Annotated in this window: 13 protein-coding genes; 8 read left to right on the top strand and 5 right to left on the bottom strand. The window is 73.5% G+C overall.

Annotated elements, in window-relative coordinates:
* Window positions 1-41: 41 nt before the first annotated feature.
* From ACIBBF_RS23770 to ACIBBF_RS23760, 3 genes are all read right to left on the bottom strand, one after another.
* Window positions 42-935, bottom strand: a complete 894-nt coding sequence (locus ACIBBF_RS23770; RefSeq protein WP_397418402.1) for a VOC family protein — start codon at window positions 933-935, stop codon at window positions 42-44.
* A 79-nt stretch (window positions 936-1014) separates the two neighbouring features.
* Window positions 1015-1584 (bottom strand): pyridoxamine 5'-phosphate oxidase family protein, encoded by a 570-nt coding sequence (locus ACIBBF_RS23765; RefSeq protein ID WP_397418400.1) that lies wholly within the window; start codon window positions 1582-1584, stop codon window positions 1015-1017.
* On the bottom strand, window positions 1581-2126 hold the full coding sequence (locus ACIBBF_RS23760) for a CGNR zinc finger domain-containing protein (RefSeq protein ID WP_397418398.1): 546 nt from the start codon (window positions 2124-2126) through the stop codon (window positions 1581-1583). Before ACIBBF_RS23760 ends, ACIBBF_RS23765 begins: the two co-directional genes overlap by 4 nt.
* 26 nt (window positions 2127-2152) lie before the next feature.
* On the opposite strand from ACIBBF_RS23760, the gene ACIBBF_RS23755 reads away from it, so the two are divergent.
* The gene (locus tag ACIBBF_RS23755; RefSeq protein WP_397418396.1) at window positions 2153-2326 is read left to right on the top strand and encodes a hypothetical protein; all 174 of its coding nucleotides are present in this window, start codon (window positions 2153-2155) and stop codon (window positions 2324-2326) included.
* Between the two features lie 25 nt (window positions 2327-2351).
* Here ACIBBF_RS23755 and ACIBBF_RS23750 read toward each other — a convergent pair whose 3' ends face one another.
* Window positions 2352-4814: a glycoside hydrolase family 2 protein gene (locus ACIBBF_RS23750; protein WP_397418394.1), complete on the bottom strand. Its 2463-nt coding sequence runs from the start codon at window positions 4812-4814 to the stop codon at window positions 2352-2354.
* 225 nt (window positions 4815-5039) lie between these two features.
* On the opposite strand from ACIBBF_RS23750, the gene ACIBBF_RS23745 reads away from it, so the two are divergent.
* Window positions 5040-7520: a X2-like carbohydrate binding domain-containing protein gene (locus ACIBBF_RS23745; protein ID WP_397418392.1), complete on the top strand. Its 2481-nt coding sequence runs from the start codon at window positions 5040-5042 to the stop codon at window positions 7518-7520.
* A gap of 61 nt (window positions 7521-7581) precedes the next feature.
* On the opposite strand, the gene ACIBBF_RS23740 is transcribed toward ACIBBF_RS23745, so the two are convergent.
* Window positions 7582-9759 (bottom strand): alpha-galactosidase, encoded by a 2178-nt coding sequence (locus ACIBBF_RS23740; protein ID WP_397418390.1) that lies wholly within the window; start codon window positions 9757-9759, stop codon window positions 7582-7584.
* A gap of 111 nt (window positions 9760-9870) precedes the next feature.
* Here ACIBBF_RS23740 and ACIBBF_RS23735 point away from each other — a divergent pair, with 111 nt between their 5' ends.
* The 6 genes from ACIBBF_RS23735 (at window position 9871) to ACIBBF_RS23710 (ending at window position 17986) form a co-directional block, all read left to right on the top strand.
* Window positions 9871-10821 carry a carbohydrate ABC transporter permease gene (locus ACIBBF_RS23735; RefSeq protein ID WP_397418388.1) on the top strand — a complete coding sequence of 317 codons (951 nt, stop codon included), beginning with the start codon at window positions 9871-9873 and terminating at the stop codon, window positions 10819-10821.
* Between the two features lie 69 nt (window positions 10822-10890).
* Window positions 10891-11862, top strand: a complete 972-nt coding sequence (locus tag ACIBBF_RS23730) for a carbohydrate ABC transporter permease (RefSeq protein WP_397418386.1) — start codon at window positions 10891-10893, stop codon at window positions 11860-11862.
* Window positions 11859-14384 (top strand): glycosyl hydrolase family 95 catalytic domain-containing protein, encoded by a 2526-nt coding sequence (locus ACIBBF_RS23725; RefSeq protein WP_397418384.1) that lies wholly within the window; start codon window positions 11859-11861, stop codon window positions 14382-14384. Before ACIBBF_RS23730 ends, ACIBBF_RS23725 begins: the two co-directional genes overlap by 4 nt.
* Window positions 14381-15379: an acetylxylan esterase gene (locus ACIBBF_RS23720; RefSeq protein WP_397418382.1), complete on the top strand. Its 999-nt coding sequence runs from the start codon at window positions 14381-14383 to the stop codon at window positions 15377-15379. Before ACIBBF_RS23725 ends, ACIBBF_RS23720 begins: the two co-directional genes overlap by 4 nt.
* The gene (locus tag ACIBBF_RS23715) at window positions 15376-16734 is read left to right on the top strand and encodes an ABC transporter substrate-binding protein (protein WP_397418380.1); all 1359 of its coding nucleotides are present in this window, start codon (window positions 15376-15378) and stop codon (window positions 16732-16734) included. Before ACIBBF_RS23720 ends, ACIBBF_RS23715 begins: the two co-directional genes overlap by 4 nt.
* 70 nt (window positions 16735-16804) lie before the next feature.
* The gene (locus tag ACIBBF_RS23710; protein ID WP_397418378.1) at window positions 16805-17986 is read left to right on the top strand and encodes an ROK family protein; all 1182 of its coding nucleotides are present in this window, start codon (window positions 16805-16807) and stop codon (window positions 17984-17986) included.
* Window positions 17987-18011 lie beyond the last annotated feature (25 nt).

Below are 18011 nucleotides of genomic sequence, written 5' to 3'. Positions count from 1 at the left end.
CGCGGTACGGTCCGGGCATCCTGGGCGGGCGGGCGTCCGGCTCAGGCCCTGCCCGCCTGCCGCTCGGCCTCCAGGTAGGACTCCGGCGGGTCGAACTGCGCCAGTACGAGCTCGGCGCCGAACGGGTCCCGGATGGTCGCTTCCTTGCTCCACTCACCGTCCTCGGTCCGCAGCACGGTCGCGCCGGCCCGTTGGGCGGTCGCGGCCGACGCGTCCCGGTCGGCGACCGCGAAGGCCACCGACCAGTGGGCCGGCCCGTCGCCCGGCAGCACCCCGGCCACGACGTCGGCGAACGCGGGTGGCACGAACTCCTGGCGCTCCCGGATGTGCGGGTCGACCGTGCGTGCCAGGTGGTCGCCGTACCCGGGCACGCGTGCCATGCCCGCCCCGAGGTCGTCGCTGCGCTCCCAGCCGAGCAGCGGCCCGTAGAACCGCAGGGCGCCGTCGACGTCCGGGGTGATCAGGTTGCTGAAGTTCCACGTGCCGGGAGCGTTGACGGCCTGGGCGCCGAGCCGGGTGCCCGCCTGCCACAGGCGGCCGGGCGCTCCCTGCGCGTCGACGATCCGGGCCGTGCGACCCGCGCGCTGACCCGGGGGCCCGACGTCCTCGGGGGCGGAGCTCACCACGCCGCCGAGTCCGGCGACGCGGGCCGCGGCGGCGTCGACGTCGTCCACCGCGAGGTACGTGTGCCACGCCACCTCGCCGTCGAAGCCCGGAGCGGGTGTCGCGACGGCGGCGACGGACGTGGCGGACGTGCCGTCCAGCGACGCGACCGCGTACCGCCCCGGCGCGCCGGCGGGCAGCATCTCCGTGAAGTGCCAGCCGAAGAGCCCGCCGTAGAACGCGAGCGCCGCGTCGACGCTCTCCGTCTCCAGGTCCACCCAGCAGGGCACGCCGTGGGGATAGGTACGGGGTGGGGCGGGTGTGTCAGCCATGGCGTCCTCCAGGTCGGTTCTGCTGTCTCCGATCCTGCCCCCTGCCACTGACATCCGCCGTGGGACGACGTCCTGTGGGTCAGGTCGCCGGGGTGTCGACCGGGTCCACGTCGTAGGCCGGCAGACCGTCGATGCTCGTCCGGTTCTTCCGGCGCCGGTACTCCCGCTGCCCGGCCTCCCCCTTGCGCTCGAAGTACGGCCCGACCAGGTCGCGCTCGCCCTCGTAGGACATGAGCGGAACGCCCCAGCCGCAGCTGTCCGAGACGCGCTCGACGTCGACCACGATGACCGCGCGGGCGCCGGGCACGTCCGTGAACCGGGCGGCGAGCGCCGGGTACTCGTCGTCGTACCGGGTCACCGTGCGGCCCGTGCCGTGGAACCGCACGATGTTCGGCGCGTCCTCGAAGGCGCAGAACATCACGGTGATGCGGCCGTTCTCCCGCAGGTGCGCCACCGTCTCGCTGCCGCTGCCGGTGCCGTCCAGCCAGGCGAACGTGTGGTCGTCCAGCACGGCGAAGGTGCCGGGGATGCCCCGGGGTGAGACGTTGACGTGGCCGTCCGCCGCGAGGGGCGCGGTCGCCACGAAGAACATGGGCTGTCGATCGACGAACTCGCGCAGCCGGCCCTCGATCCGTTCGTGCAGCTTCATGGGCGCAGTCTTGCAGGCGGCTCAGGGGCGGTGCGCTCGCGGTGCCGCCGTACGGCGGCACGGTTGGCGCACCGCACCGAGCAGTACCGCTGCCGCCCGTTGCGCGTCACGTCGACGACGACGTTCGCGCAGGGCGACGAGGCGCACCGTCCGAGCCGGTGCATCCCGCGGGTGACCAGGTGCAACGACGTCCCGACGCCGATCACGGCGCGCAGCACCGCGGACAGCACCTGGTTGTCGTCCCGGTAGTGCAGGTGCCAGCCCTCGCCGTCGTGGTCGGTGAGGCGCGGGTAGGCCGCGACGGCGGCCATCTGGGCGTTCAGGAGCGCGGCCCGCTCGGCGGGGTCGGTGGCGTCCACGACCAGCAGCCAGTCGTCGATCGCGAGCCGGGTCAGCGCGTGGTCGTCGGGCGACTCCCGGAACTCCATCGTCATGCCGAAGTCGCGTGTCCGGGCCTCGATCCCCGCGCGGTCGGCGGGCCAGTCGTCGGCGAGGGACGCGGCGAGCAGCACCGCGTACTCTCCGTAAGGGTTGAGATGCACAAGGCCATTACAGCATCGTGGGCGGCATGACGACGACCATGCCGCACGAGCACTCCTGGACCACCGGCTCCCGGCACGCGACCTCCGTGGGCCACGTGGTCTACGTGCGCTGCGCCACCTGCGGCACGCACCGCGTGGACCTTCAGCACCGCGCGGACGCGCCGCCGACGCCCCTGACCAGGACCGTCGGCGGCGCGTAGGCACCGCGCAGGGCTCGCGCCGGGGCTAGCCCACCAGGTCCCCCGCGTGCCGCACGACCGGCGCCTGGCCGTGGAGCCCGGCCACGACCCCGGGGTCGCCGCCCGCGACGCGGAAGGTCACCGACTCCCCCGGCAGCAGCGTGACCAGCGCGTCGCTCGCCGACGCCGCCGCGCCGAGCCGGTCGGCGTGGACCGTCAGGTCGCGCACGAACGCATCGGTCGTGACCGTCACGTCGACGTCGCCGCCGGCCGGCGCGGCCGTCGTGACGTCGAGCCGGGGGGCGGGGTAGGCCAGGTCACGGTCCACCGCGAAGTACCGCCACGCCCGGGCCGCGCCGTCGACGTCGGCCACCAGGAGCTCGGCGGCCGGGTCGCCCGGGACGCTCAGGGCGGGGTCGAGCGGCACGGTCGTGCTCGCCACGGGCCCGGCCTCGAACGTGACGGGCTGCTCGGCCAGCACCCGGCCGTCCAGCCCGCGGCGGCGCACCGTCGCGGAGCCCGACCAGGGCCGGCCGGTGTCGTTCACCAGGACGAGCGTGAGGCCGCCGGCCCGCGGCTGGATGGTGGCGAGCCGGGGCGCGAACGCGGCGCGCACCGCGAACCACGCCGGGCGGCGGCGCCCGGCCGAGTCGACCACCGCCCAGGAGGCGACCGGCCAGCAGTCGTTGAGCTGCCACACGATCGAGCCCATGTTCACCGGTCGCAGCGAGCGGAAGTGCTCGATCGCGAAGGTCAGGGCGCGCGCCTGGTTGAGCTGCATCGCCCAGTGCCAGTCCGTCATGTCCGTGGGCTCGTCGAGGTACGGGGCCAGGCCGCGCGACAGCTTGAGCGAGCCGTCCACCGCCTTCTGGTGGTGCAGCACGCCCTCGGACGACGGCGTCAGCGGGTCGTCGTGCACGGCGTCGGTGAGGGTGCGCCAGGCGGGCGGTCCCTGCCAGCCGAACTCGGAGACGAACCGCGCCCGGTCCTCCAGGAAGACCTGGTAGCCCTGCTCGTTCCAGCCGTCCCACAGGTGCACCACGCCGCGCGAGCGGTCGTTGGAGTACACCTCCGGGGTGCCGGAGTACGGGCTGCCGGGCCAGTAGAAGGCGTGCGGGCTCACCTCGGCCACGACGCGCGGCAGCACCTCCAGGTAGTACCGCTCGCCCCAGGGCCGGTCGCCGAGGCGCTCCTTCCAGCCCCAGTCGTCCCAGCCGAGCCAGTTCTCGTTGTTGCCGTTCCAGATCACCAGCGAGGGGTGCGACATCAGCCGCACCACGTTCTCGCGCGCCTCCGCCTCGACCTCCGCCAGCATCCACTCGTGCTCCGGGTACGGCGCGCACGCGAAGGCGAAGTCCTGCCAGACCAGGAAGCCGAGCTCGTCGCACTGCGCGTAGAAGTCGTCGGACTCGTACAGGCCGCCGCCCCACACGCGCAGGATGTTGGCGTTCGCCTCGGCGGCATCGCGCAGGCGGGCGGCGACGTCGTCGTGCGTGACGCGGTGCGGGAAGCAGTCGTCCGGGATCCAGTTGAAGCCGAGCGCCGCGACGGGGCGGCCGTTGACGACGAACGCGAACGACTCCCCGTCCGCGTCCGGCTCGCGGCGCACCTCGACGGAGCGGAAGCCGACGCGCCGGTCCGCCGCGTCGAGGGGCTCACCCGTCTCCCGGTCGGTCAGCCGGACCGCGACGTCGTGGAGCGGCTGGTCGCCCGAGCCGCGCGGCCACCACAGGTCGTCCTCCCCGAGGGGCACCTCGACGGTCACCTGCGCCGCCGTCTGCGCCGCGGGCACCACCACGTCGACCGCACGGCCGGCGACCCGCACCACCAGCCCGACGTCGTGCGCCGTGGTCGTCCGTTCCAGCTCGACACCCACCTCGACGACGCCGCGCCAGCCGGCGGCGTCCTGCTCGGCGCGCACCTCCACGCGGGTCTCGGCGAGGCGTGCGACCGACCACGACTCGATGCGCACCGGGCGCCAGAGGCCGGCCGTGGCCAGCGTGGGGCCCCAGTCCCAGCCGAAGTTGCAGGCCATCTTGCGGATGTGGGCCGACGGCGAGTCGAACGCGCGCCGCTCCTCGTCGTCCAGGTCGTCGAACGGCCCCCAGGGCGAGTCGAAGGTCACCGCGAGGCCGGCGCCGTCCGCCGGGTCCAGCGGCACCCGGTAGGAACGGAACATGTTCCGGGTCCGCAGCCGCTCGACGCCGCCCACGGTCACCGTGGCGAGCGTGTCCAGCCCGTCGAGCACGAGGTCGGTGCGCTCGGCGGACGACGGCTCGGGCAGCGTCGTCTCGTACCGCCAGCGCGAGCGCCCGATCCAGGGGGTCAGGAGCTCGTTGCGGTCCAGGTACGGGTCGTCGATCAGCCCCGCGGCCAGGAGGTCGGTGTGGACGGTGCCGGGAACCGTCGCGGTGACAGGCAGGTGGGCGAGGACGCCGGCGTCGGCGTCCGGCGCAGGTGTCTCGGCGTGCAGGGTCCAGGGTCCGGGCACGGCTGTGTGCTTGAGCATGGGAGGTCACCAGGGGTCTCGGGGCGGGTGGAGCGCGTCGAACGCTCCACGAATTTATTTCCATTGTCAAGCAACCACCTCGCCGACCCTTGCGCTCGCGCCCGACCTGTGGTTATTTGAGCGCGTCAAATAATGACGGGCGCCGACCTGGCGCATCCCGCGCCGTGGAACAGTGCCGTTCCGCACGACGCCACCGCGCATCCTCGACCGAAGGAGTGCACCTCCATGACACGCTCCCGACGCCTGCTCCGGCAGGCGCTGTGCGGGCTCGCCGCCCTCGGCCTCGCGACCACCGGCAGCGCCGCCGTCGCGACCGCCGGTGTCGCCGCGCCGCAGGCACCCGCCGCGCTCACCACCGCCGGCACCGACCCCGCGGCACCGCCCACGCCGCCGCCCGCCGTCCCGCGCGTGGAGCCCGGCGACCTCGCCACCGCGCCGTACCTGGGCTGGAGCAGCTTCAGCATGCAGGTCTACAGCGGCGACGGCCGGTGGATCACCGCCGACCAGCTCGTGGCCCAGTCCGACGCGATGCACGAGAAGCTGCAGCCCTTCGGGTACGACCACATCAACGTGGACGCGGGCTGGAACGACGGCGTGGACGAGTACGGCCGCCCCACCCCCAGCACGTCGCTGTACCCCGACGGCCTCCAGGCCGTGATCGACCACGTGCACGACAACGGCCAGAAGTTCGGGCTGTACTTCATCCCCGGCATCGGGCCGGAGGTCTACGAGGCCGACCTGCCCGTCTGGAACGCGCCGGGCTGCAGCACCGGCGACATCGTCAAGCAGCCGCTCACCAAGGCGGACTACTGGGGCATCGGCTGGGCGCTCGACTTCGACGACCCGTGCACCACGAAGTACATCGACTCCGTCGGCGCGCTGCTGGACGAGTGGGGCGTGGACTTCGTCAAGTTCGACAGCGTGACGCCGGGCTCCGGCATCGGCGACCTGTCGCTCGACGCGCGGCGCGACGTCGCGGCCTGGTCCGACGCGCTGCACAGCCGCGGCATCTGGTTCGAGCTGTCCTGGGCGCTCGACCCCCGCTACGCGGACTACTGGAAGGAGAAGGCCGACGGCTGGCGCCTCGACTGGGACGTCGAGTGCTACTGCGAGAACGAGGCCCTGACCACCTGGCCCAACATCGCTCGCCTGTTCCCCAAGGCCGAGCAGTGGTGGCGCAGCACCGGGCCGGGCGGCTTCGGCGACCTCGACTCGCTCAACGTGGGCAACGGCCGCATGGACGGCCTGACGCAGGACGAGCGCCGCACGGCGACCACGCTGTGGGCCATCTCCGCGGCCCCGATGTACACGGGCAACGACCTGACCCGGCTCGACGCGTTCGGGCTCGGCCTGCTCACCAACGAGGAGGTCATCGCCGTCAACCAGGCCGCGATCCCCGCCCACCCCGTCTCGACCACGGGCAAGCGGCAGGTCTGGTACTCGCTGCAGGACGACGGGTCGTACGTCGTGGGGCTGTTCAACCTGGGCTCGACCGACGCCGACGTCACGGCGGACTGGACGGACCTGGGGCTGACCGACGGCCGGCACCAGGTGCGCGACCTGTGGGCCCGCAAGAACCTCGGCCGGTTCACGGACGGCTTCACCGCGACCGACGTGCCGCCCCACGGCGTGCGGCTGCTGCGGGTCACGCCCGCCGGCGGCTCGGCATCGGCGGTCAACGACGACGTGCTCCAGGTGGGCTACGGCGGCGACTGGCAGCGCAACGGCAACCAGGAGGTGGCGGCGACGTCGCAGGACCTCGCCGTCACGGTCGTGGCGGACGGCGACGAGCCGCCCGCACCCGGCGACACCGACGCCCGCGTGACCCGGCTCAACGACGACGCGGCCGAGATCAGCTACTCCGGGAGCTGGAGCCACAGCACCGGCCGCGGGCTCGGCGACCACGAGGACGACGTGCACTGGACCGAGAAGGACGGCGACGCGTTCGAGCTGACCTTCCGCGGCACCGGCGTGACGTACGTGACCGAGCGCGACGAGTCCCAGGGCGAGGTGGCGGTCTTCCTCGACGGCGAGCCCGTGGCGACGGTGGACGCCTCGCTGCCCGCCGGCACGCCGCGTGAGAGCCAGCAGGCGGTGTGGTCGGCGAGCGACCTGGCGGACGGCGAGCACACGCTGCGCGTCGAGAAGAAGAGCGGCCGGTTCATGCTGCTGGACCGGATCGACGTCGAGCAGGAGAACCTGGTGACGCCGAACGCGATCGTGGTGCCCGACGACGGGGCGGAGGCGGCCCGCGTCGAGCTCGCGCGCGACCCGGGCGAACTCACCGGGATCCGGTACGGCGACACCGTCCTGGAGCGCGGTGCCGACTACACCGTGGACGGCTCGGCCGTCGTGCTGTCGGCCGGCTTCCTGACGGCGCTGCCGGCGGGCGACACCGCCCTGACCTTCGGGTTCCGCGGCGACGCCGCGGACGACGTGCACACGGCGCAGGGCGCGGCGTGGACCGACCTGACGTTCACGGGCACCGGCGTGACCTGGGTCGCGCCGACGGCGCCGGACCAGGGGCCGGTCCACGTCTACGTGGACGGGGTGCTCGCCGAGACGGTCGACACCCGCACCGCGACCCGCCGCACGCAGCAGGAGCTGTACTCGGTCGCGGGCCTGCGCCGCGGCGAGCACCGCGTCGTGGTGCTGAACGGCTCGGACGCACCGATGCGCACGGACGGCTTCCGCTACACCCGCTGACCACCGACCGCGTGCCAGACGCTCAGGTCACCTGCTGACCTGAGCGTCTGACGCGCGGGGGTCACACCGAGGTGAGGTCCAGGACCAGCGCCGAGGCCGGGTGGAGCACCGGGAGGGGCAGACCCGCGCCCGCCAGGATCGCCCCGGGCACCCGGAAGCCCTCCTTGCTCCGGGCCCGCGCGAGCCAGGCGGGCTCCTGGCCGTGCACCGCGGCCGGACCGAAGGCGTCCGGTACACGCACCACGTAGTCCTGGGCGCGGTCCAGCCCCGGGAACGGCACACGGGCCGCCTGGGGACCCGCCGAGCTCGCCAGCCGCACCCAGGCGAACAGCGCCTGCGCGCCGTCCTGGGCGACGGTGCCGTGCAGCAGCGTCTGGTCGTCGGCCAGGTCGGCGTGCACCCGCACTCCCCCGTGCAGCAGGGGCCGCCGGGAGGTCACGAACGTCGCCCAGGACGCGAGCTGCGCCATCTCCTCGTCGGTGCAGCCGGTGATGTCCCACTCGATGCCCGGTGCCGCGAACGCCGCCGTCACGAGCCGGAACGACAGGTCGGTGACGCGGTTCGTGGTGTGCGCCCGCGCCGCGCCGACGTGCGACCCGAGCAGCTCGGGCGGGAGCAACAGCTCGCTCCAGCGCTGGATCTGCTGGCGCTCCACGGGGTCGTTGCAGTCCGACGTCCAGACCCGGTCGGTGCGCTCCAGGATGCCCAGGTCGATGCGCCCACCACCCGACGCGCAGCTCTCGATCTCCAGCGCCGGGTGCCGCTCACGCAGCTCGTCGAGCAGGGCGTACAGCGCGAGCGTCTGCCGTCGCACCCCCGGACGGTCGCCGTCGGCACCGCCGCGGACCACCGCCTCGTGCAGCTCGCGGTTGTGGTCCCACTTGATGTACGCGATGTCGTAGCGCTCCACGAGCTTCGAGATCGACTCGACGAGGTACGCGTACGCGTCGGGGTGCGCGACGTCGAGCACGTACTGGTTGCGGAAGCTCGCCCCCACGCCCGCCGACGGCGCCAGCAGCCACTCCGGGTGCAGCCGCGCCAGGTCGGAGTCGAGGTTGACCATCTCGGGCTCGAACCACAGCCCGAACTCCATGCCCGCGGCGTGCACGCGCTCCACGAACGGGTCGAGCCCGTCGGGCCAGACGTCCGCCTCGATCTGCCAGTCGCCGAGCCCCGCCGTGTCGTCGCGACGGCCGCGGAACCAGCCGTCGTCGAGCACGATCCGCTCGACACCCACGCGGGCCGCGCGATCCACGAGCTCGCCCAGCCGCCCGAGGTCGTGGTCGAAGTAGACGGCCTCCCACGTGTTGAGCACCAGGGGCTGCGGGGTGGAGCGGGGGCGGCGCGTGCGCGCGCGGCGGTGGAACCGGTCGGCGAGGCCGTCGAGCCCGGCGTCCGACCAGGCGAAGAGCACGTCGGGCGCCTCGTACCGCTCGCCGGGACCCAGCCGCACCTCGCCGGGCCGCGGCAGGTCGCCGCCGCCGATCACCGCGCCGTGCACACCGGCGCCCTCGGGCAGCCGCTGCGCGATCCACCGCTGGTCGCCGCTCCAGGCCACGTGCGCGGCCCACACCTCACCCGCGCGGTGCGCGAAGCCCGGCGTGCCCGCCACCAGCAGGTAGGGCGAGTCGAGGCCGGGCTTGCCCCGGCGCACCTCGCGCACGTGGGCGCCGTCCACGAGCGGCAGGCGCTGCGGGGCGCGCTCCCTGCTCCAGCGCCCGCTGAAGTCCAGCACCTGCGTCGCACGGGCGGGCACCGGCAGGAGCGCCGTGACGTGCGACAGGTCGTACGTGCCGGACCCCTGCGCCGTCACCGACCACCGCACGCGCAGCACCCCGGTGGGCTCCAGCTCGAGCTCGGCCGCGAGGACGAGGTCCGCGATCGGCTCGCGCACGTCCAGCCGCACGGTGCCACCGACGCCGTCGTCCGGCACCTCGACGGTCGCGCCGCTCAGCACCGGGCGGGGCGTCGTCGCCGTGCCACCGCGATGCCCCTCGATGCCGGGAAACCCCGACCAGGAGTCGCGCTCGACGGGCAGCAGCGTGAGCACGCGGGGCGTCTCGGGCGAGTTGGCCACCCGCGCCGGCACGCCGGACTCCCGCAGCGCGGCGACGCCGTCGGGACCCACGTCGCCGAGGTCCGCGCCCCAGTGCAGCACCTGGGGCATCTCGCCCTCCAGGTCGAGCACGAGCGACACCCCAGCCGCACGCAGCACCGCGTATCCATCACCAGCAGACATCTTCACCACCCCGGATCGACTTTCTTGACAGTGGAAACTTAGTCGCTCTACGCTGTCGGCGGCAAGCGAGGTGTCTGCCTCCTTGCAGCTCGACGACGAGGGATGAGGCCGATGGCGATCTCCACGACAACCCCGTCACGCGGACGCCGCGCGACGCGGGACACAGGCTCGGTACGGCACGGGGGATCACCCGCGCACCGGGGCGACGCACGCCTGGCCTGGGTGCTGGTCGCACCCGCCGTCGTGGGCTTCCTGGTGTTCGCCGCCTACCCGACGCTGCGCGGCATCTACCTGAGCTTCACCGACTTCCGCGTGCTCACCCCGCCGCAGTGGACCGGCCTGGACAACCTGCGGCGCCTCGTCGCCGACGAGGTCTTCTGGCACTCGCTCGGCGTCACGGCGTACTTCGTGGTGCTGTCCGTGGTGATCGGGATGGCCCTGTCGGTGACGACGGCGGTGGTGCTGCACCGGCTGACGGCGTCCACCCTGCTGCGCGGCGTGATCATCCTGCCGTTCCTCATCTCGGGCGTGGTCGCGGCGACCACCTGGTCGTGGATGCTCGACGCCCAGCTCGGCATCGTGAACATCGCGATCCGCCAGCTCGGTCTCGACCCCGTGTTCTTCCTGGGCTCCAGCAAGTGGGCCATCCCGACGATCGCGCTGATCAGCGTCTGGAAGGGCATGGGCTACAACGCGATCATCGTGTTCGCCGGCCTGCAGACCATCCCGCCGTCCATCTACGAGGCGGGCCGCATCGACGGCGCCACCGAGGTGCAGATGTTCCGGCGCCTCACCCTGCCCCTCCTGCGGCCGGTGCTGGCGATGGTGCTGGTGCTGACCGTGATCGGCTCGTTCCAGGTCTTCGACATCGTCGCCGTGACCACGCAGGGCGGCCCCGCGCGCGCCTCCAACGTGCTGCAGCTCTACATCTACGACAAGGCGTTCGGCCAGTTCGAGTTCGGCTACGCCGCGACGATGTCGCTCGCGCTGTTCGCGATGCTCATCGCCATCACCTTCCTGCAGATGCGCCTGCTGCGCGCCGACGAGTCGGACACCGACTGACCGTCGCCGTCGCCCGCCCGCCCTGCCCACGAACCAGCGAGTCGTCCTGAACCAGCGAGGAGCTCCCGCATGTCCGCAACCACGTCCCCGGCGCGCGCCCTGACCGGCGCACCCGCCGGCACCGGCGCACCGGCCCGGGCCCACCACCGGCCGTCGTCCGCACGACGCCGCCTCAGCCCCGGGCGCGCCCTCGCCTGGACCTACCTCGGCGCCGTCGTGCTCGTGACGATCTTCCCGTTCTACTGGATCGTGCGGACGTCGTTCTCCAACAACTACGCGCTCATCACCAACCCGTCGTCGCTGCTGCCGGCGGACTTCACGCTCGGCGCGTTCCGGAGGGTGCTGGGCATCGCGACGTCCGCGGAGTCGCTGGCGGAGGGCGGCTCCGGCGCCAGCATCAACATCCTGCACTTCGCCCTGAACTCGCTGGTCTTCGCGACGCTCCAGACCGGGCTGGTGGTGTTCTTCTCCCTGATCGCCGCCTACGCCTTCGCCCGCCTGCACTGGAAGGGCCGCGACCTGGTCTTCTCCGTGCTGCTCACGGCGCTGATGGTCCCGGGCATCCTGACGCTGCTGCCGAACTTCGTGCTGGTCAAGGACCTGGGTCTGCTCAACACGTTCGGCGGCCTGATCCTGCCGGGTGCGCTGTTCTCGGCGTTCAACATCTTCTTCCTGCGGCAGTTCATGCTCGGCCTCAGCCACGAGATCGAGGAGGCGGCACTCATCGACGGCGCGAGCCGGCTGCGCGTGCTGTTCCAGATCACGCTACCCATGACGTCCGGCCCCGTGACGACGCTGTCGATCCTGGGCTTCATCGGTGCCTGGAACGACTACTTCTGGCCGCTCCTGGTCACCAGCGACGACAGCGTGCGGCCGCTGACCCTCGCGCTGGCCGTGTTCAAGCAGTCCTCGCCACAGGCCGCGCCCGACTGGGCCGGGCTGATGGCCGCCACGCTGGTCGCGGCGCTGCCCATGCTGCTCCTGTTCGTCGCGTTCGGCCGCCGCATCGTGGACTCCATCGGCTTCTCGGGGCTCAAGTGAGCGCCGCGCCCGGCCCCGTCCGCCTGCGCTGGACCGAGCCCGCCCCGCACTGGACCGCGGCCACGCCCGTCGGCAACGGCGAGATCGGCGGCATGGTGCTCGGCGACGCCCGCGGCCACGTGACGCTCAACGACTCGTCACTGTGGTCGGGCACCCCCGAGGGTCCCCGGCAGGCGCTCGACGCCGTCCTCGCGGGCGGCGCCGGACCGGACCGCCTCGCCGAGGTGCGCGACGCCGTCGCGCGGCACGACGACGCGGCGGCCGAGCGGCTGCTGCGCACCTTCGAGGGCCCGTGGAGCCAGGAGTTCCTGCCGCTGGGCGACCTCGACCTGGACCTGGGCCGGATCGACGCGGGCGGGTACGAGCGGGTGCTCGACCTGGCCTGCGCCGTGGTCGACGAGTCGTTCCTGGTCGACGGCGTCCGCGTGCGCCGCAGCACCTGGGCGGGCGCGGCCGACGGCGCGCTGTTCGTCGAGCTCGTCGCCGACGCACCGGTCTCGGCCGTGCTGCGCCTGCGCTCGCCCCTGCGGGTCGTGGACGCCGACGCCCGGGTGCAGGGTCCCGGGAGCGCGCACCTGACGCTGCTCGTCGAGGCCCCCGTCGACGGCGCGCCGCAGCACGAGCCGGACGCCGTCGCCCACGTGTGGCGGGACGGCGGGCCGGGGTTCGACCCCGTCGCGGCCGTCGCCGTGGCGCTGCGCACCGACGGGACGGCGACCGTCCGGCCGGCCGGCCACGCCGCCGGGACGGGCACCGGCGCCACGCCGCCGCCGGCCGGGTACGAGGTCGTGGTCACGGGGGCACGCCGGATCGTGCTCGCCACCACCACCGAGACGAACACGCGCCGCTGGTGGCGGCACGAGCCGCCCGCGACCGGCGACGCGCTGGTCGCCCGCGCGGCCCGGCGAGCCGGGCGGCTCGCGGCGACCGACGCCGGCGAGCTCCGCGTCCGGCACGAGACCGACGCCCGGGAGCTCCTCGGGCGGTCGGACCTGGAGATCGGCAGCGCCGCGCAGAACGACGGTCACGCCGCCGTCCCCGCGCCGGGCGAACCCGTCGACGTCGCGGCCCTCCTCGCGGACGGCGACGACCGCGTGCTGGCCCCGGTGCTGTACGCCTACGGGCGCTACCTGCTCGTCTCGTCGTCCCGTCCGGGGTCACCGCCGGCGAACCTCCAGGGCATCTGGAACGCGTCGATGCGGCCGCCGTGGTCGTCCAACTACACGATCAACATCAACACCCAGATGAACTACTGGCTCGCCGAGCGCACCGGCCTGGGCGAGCTGCACGGACCCCTGCTCGACCTCGTCGAGCGGGTCGCCCACCAGGGGCGCGCCGTCGCCGGAGCCCTCTACGGGACGCGCGGCTGGGTGGCGCACCACAACACCGACCCGTGGGGCTGGGCGCTGCCCGTCGGCGCGGGCCACGGCGCGACGTCCTGGGCGTTCTGGCCGATGGGCGGCCTGTGGCTCGCGGACCACCTGTGGCAGCGCTGGGAGTACGGCCGCGACCGTGACGAGCTGACCGGGCGCGTGCTGCCGCTGCTGCTCGGCGCGAGCGCGTTCGCCCTGGACTGGCTGGTGCCCGGCGCCGACGGCACCCTCGGCACCTCGCCGTCGACGTCCCCCGAGAACTCGTTCCGCCGCGCCGACGGGTCGACCGGAGCGGTGTCGACGTCGTCCGCGATGGACCTGACGCTGATCCGGGCCACGTTCGAGCGGACGCTGGCCGCGGCGGACCTCGCGGCCGGCGGCGCGGACGAGGCGCTGCTCGACGAGATCCGCGCGGCGCTCCCCCACCTCGCACCCCTGCGCGTCGCCGACGACGGCACGCTGCACGAGTGGGGCGACGACGTGGTCGCGACCGACCCACACCACCGGCACCTGTCGCCGCTGATCGGGCTGCACCCGCTCGACCTCATCGACCCGGTGCGCACGCCTGCGCTCGCGCAGGCCGCCCGCCGCACGCTCGACGTGCGCGGCCCGGGGGCCATGGGCTGGTCGTGGTCGTGGAAGATGCTGATGCGGGCCCGGCTGGGCGACGGCGACGTCGCGCGCGACCTGCTGCGCGAGGCGACCCACCCGTACACGGGTGACCCCGACCGCGACGCCCCGGTGGACGGCTCCGAGTGGGGCGGGCTGCTGCCCAACCTGTTCTCGACGCACCCACCGTTCCAGATCGACGGCAACTTCGGCCTGGCCGCGGCGATCGCGGAGCTGCTGGTCGGCTCCGGCGAGGGCACCCCGGAGGACCCGCTCCGTCTGCTGCCCGCCCTGCCCGCGGCCTGGCCCGACGGCCGCGTCACGGGCGTGCGCACCCGTGGCGGCATCGCGGTCGACCTCGCCTGGCGAGCCGGCCGCCCGACCACCCTGCGCCTGCACGACGCCGTCGGCGGCGCAGCGCGCGAGGTGGTCATGACCTTCGCGGGCCTGTCCCGCACGCTGCCCGTCGACGGCGCGACGGTCCCGGTCGCGGACCTGTTCGCCGCCACGGCGGCGCCGGCCGGGACGGAGGCGTCATGACCGCGGACCCCCGCGAGGCGGCGCTGCACGCCTACCGGTCGACACAGGAGCTCCCGGACGACTTCGCCGCGTTCTGGCGCGACACCCTCGCCGAGGCACGGGCCGCGAGCGCGGAGGCGCCGGTCGCGCACCCCGTGACCACGCCGCTGGACGCGATCGACGTCCTCGACGTGACGTTCCCCGGTTTCGCCGGCGACCCGGTACGTGCCTGGCTGCGTCTGCCGCGGCACCGCTCCGGCCCGCTGCCCGCGGTGGTCCACTTCACGGGCTACGGCGCCGGGCGCGGGCACGCCATCGACGACCTCACGTGGTCGGCGGCGGGCTACGCCCACCTCGTCATGGACACCCGTGGCCAGGGTGACGGCTCCACGCCGGACGGCCCGTGGGGTGACAGCACGGGCTACGTGACGCGCGGCCTGGCCGACCCCGCCGGGTACTACTACCGCCGCGTGTTCACGGACGCGGCCCTGGCCGTCGACGCCGTGCGCCGGCTGCCCGGTGTGGACCCCGGCCGTGTGGCCGTGCTCGGCAACAGCCAGGGCGCCGGGATCGCCCTGGCCGCCGGGTACCTCGCCGACGGGGTCCGGGCGGTGCTCGCCCAGGCACCGTTCCTCGCCGACCTGCCCGGTGCGCTGACCCTGGCCGCACAGGGCCCGTACCGCGAGCTGGCCGACCTGTTCGCCCGGGACCGGCCGTGCCGCGAGCGCGCGCTCGCCACGCTGCGCTACGTCGACGTCGTCAACTTCGCGCGCCTGGCACACGTGCCCGCGTGGTTCTCCTGCGGGCTCGACGACGACATCACTCCCCCGCAGACCGTGTTCGCCGCGCACAACGAGTACGCCGCGCCGCACGACATCGCCGTCTGGCCGGCCAACGGCCACGACGCCGGCGGAAGCCTCGACCGGCAGGGCGCGCTCGACGTGCTCGGCCGCATGCTCGGGGCCGACGCCGGCCACCTCACCCATCCGTCTCCCCTGATCGAAGAGGAATCATGAGAACGAAGCACATGCTGGGCATCGTCGCCGCAGCCGCCGTCACCCTCTCGCTGACCGCGTGCGCGGGCGGCTCGGCCGGCGGCGCCGCCGAGGAGGGTGCCCACGCGGGCACCGTCAACTGGTGGACCTGGGACGAGAAGCAGGCCGAGTCGTACAAGACCTGCCTGCCCGCCTTCCAGGAGAAGTACCCCGACATCACGGTCAACATCACCCAGTACGCGGTCGACGACTACTTCACCAAGCTCACCGCGGGCTTCGTCGCGGGCAACGCGCCCGACGCCTTCCAGAACAGCGTCGAGTTCCTGGACTCGTACGCGCAGCAGGGCCAGCTCGAGCCGCTCGACGACTACATCGCCGAGTCGGACTACGACCTGGGCGTGTTCAACGTGGGCGTCCCGGCGTTCACGTACACGGACGACAAGCAGTACGCGCTGCCCCTGGACTTCGCCGGGTCGGCCTTCTACTACAACAAGGACATGCTCAAGGACGCGGGCCTCACCGAGGACGACGTGCAGAACATGACCTGGAACCCGGACGACGGCGGCACCTTCGACGACGTCGTGGCGCGCCTGACCGTGGACGAGAACGGCACGCGGGGCGACGAGAAGGGCTTCGACAAGGACCACGTGGCCGTGTACGGCATCGGCGCGCTCGGCACCGCCGACTACCTGGGCCAGACCACCTGGTACCAGTTCGCCGCCTCGACGGGCTGGCAGATGCGTGAGCCCGAGAGCTGGCCCACGTCGTTCGCTTTCGACGACCCGGACTTCACCGGGACGATGAGCTATCTGCGTGGCCTGTCCGACCGTGGCCTGGCCCCGGAGTTCGGCCAGTTCACCGTGGGTGACACCGAGCAGCTGGGCTCGGGCTCGGTCGCGATGATCTCCGGCGGCTCGTGGTCGGCCACGACGTTCGCGAAGCTGCCGGGCCTGTCGGTGGGCATCGCGCCGAACGTGCTCGGCCCCGACGGCGAGACGCGCGTGGTCATGAGCAACTCCAACGGCAACATGCTGTGGTCGGGCAGCAAGGTCAAGCAGGCGGCCTGGGACTGGATCTCGTTCATGGGCACCGCCGAGTGCCAGGAGAGCGCCGCGCTGACGTCGGGCTCGTTCTTCCCGTCCATCCCGTCGGCCATGGACGCGCTCGCCGCCGACCAGCTCGAGCAGGGCGTCGACCTCAGCGTCTTCGTGGACTACGCGAAGAACGGCGAGCTGGAGCCGTCGCTCGCCTACGGCAACGGCGCGGAGCTCAAGTCCGAGCTGCAGCCGCTGTTCGAGGCGTACTACAGCCACCAGCGGGACGACGACGTCTGGCAGGAGGCCTCGGACAAGGCCGCCGAGATCCTGTCCAAGTGACCACCGGCCCGGGTGCGCCGTCCTGCCGGAGAGGCGGGACGCCGCACCCGGGCCCGACCACGAGGTTCCCATGAGCGCACCACCTCCCCCGGCGGCCCCGCGCCGCCCGCTCCTGCGCACGGCGGCGTCGGCGGAGATCTTCACGCGCATCATCACGCACGGGCCGGTCAGCCGGATCGAGGTGGGGCGGCTGACCGGGCTCTCCCCGGCGAAGGTGACCAAGACCGTCAGCCCGCTGATCCGCGACGGCTTCGTCACGGTCGGCGAGCACGCCGAGAGCTCGTCGCCCGGGCGCCCCGTCTACCCGCTGAGCGTCGTGCCGCGCTCGATGCTCGCGATCGGCATCAAGGTGAACGCCGACGAGCTCGTCGGTGTCGCGGTGAGCATCGGCAACGAGGTGCTCACCTCGGTCCGCCGCCCGCTGGCCCGGCACGACCCCGACACGGTGGTGGCCGAGATCGTGCGCTGCGCCCGCCGGCTGGTGGACAAGCTCGGCGACAGCGCCGACCGGCTCGTCGGCCTCGGCGTGTCGGTGTCGGGCGAGGTCGACACCGCCTCCGGCGTCGTCCGCCACTCCCCCCTGCTCGGGTGGTCCCACGTGCCCCTGGGGGCGCGCGTGGCGCGGCAGGTGGACCTGCCGGTGATCGTCGAGAACGACGTGCGCGCCCTGACGAAGTCCGAGCAGTGGTTCGGGCTGGGCGTGGAGGCCGAGAGCTTCGCGATCGTCACCATCGGCGCCGGGATCGGCTGCGGCATCTCCGTCAACCGCGACGTGCTGGTGGGCGCGCACGGCGTGGTGGGCGAGATCGGCCACCTGCCGCTCGCCCCGCCGGACGCGCTGTGCGTGTGCGGGCGCCGGGGCTGCGTCGAGGCGGTCGCCTCCTCGGGGGCGATCCGTGACGCGGTGCGCGCCGGCCACGGCGACCCCACCCTCACCCTCGCGGACGCCGTGACCCTCGCGCACGACGGCGACCGCACCGCCGTCGACGCCTTCGACCGCGCGGGCACGGCGATCGGGGCGGCCCTCGCGGTCACCGTGAACCTCGTGGACCCGGAGGTCGTCGTCATCGCGGGCGAGGGCGTCATGGAGTACGACCTGTACGAGCGCCGCATCCGCGAGGAGTTCGCCGCGCACGCCTTCGGCGCGGCCGCGAGCTGCCGCCTGGTGGTGCGGCGGCACACGTTCATCGACTGGGCGTGCGGCGCGGCGGTGGCGGCTTTCCGCGACGCCCTGCGGCCGTCGTCGGCCTGAGCCAGGGTGCCGGGTGGGCCGCACA

Source organism: Promicromonospora sp. NPDC050880 (assembly GCF_044456525.1).
Taxonomy (GTDB): Bacteria; Actinomycetota; Actinomycetes; order Actinomycetales; family Cellulomonadaceae; genus Promicromonospora.
Note: the sequence above shows the minus strand (reverse complement) of the source record. Positions and strands in the feature narration are given on the sequence as shown.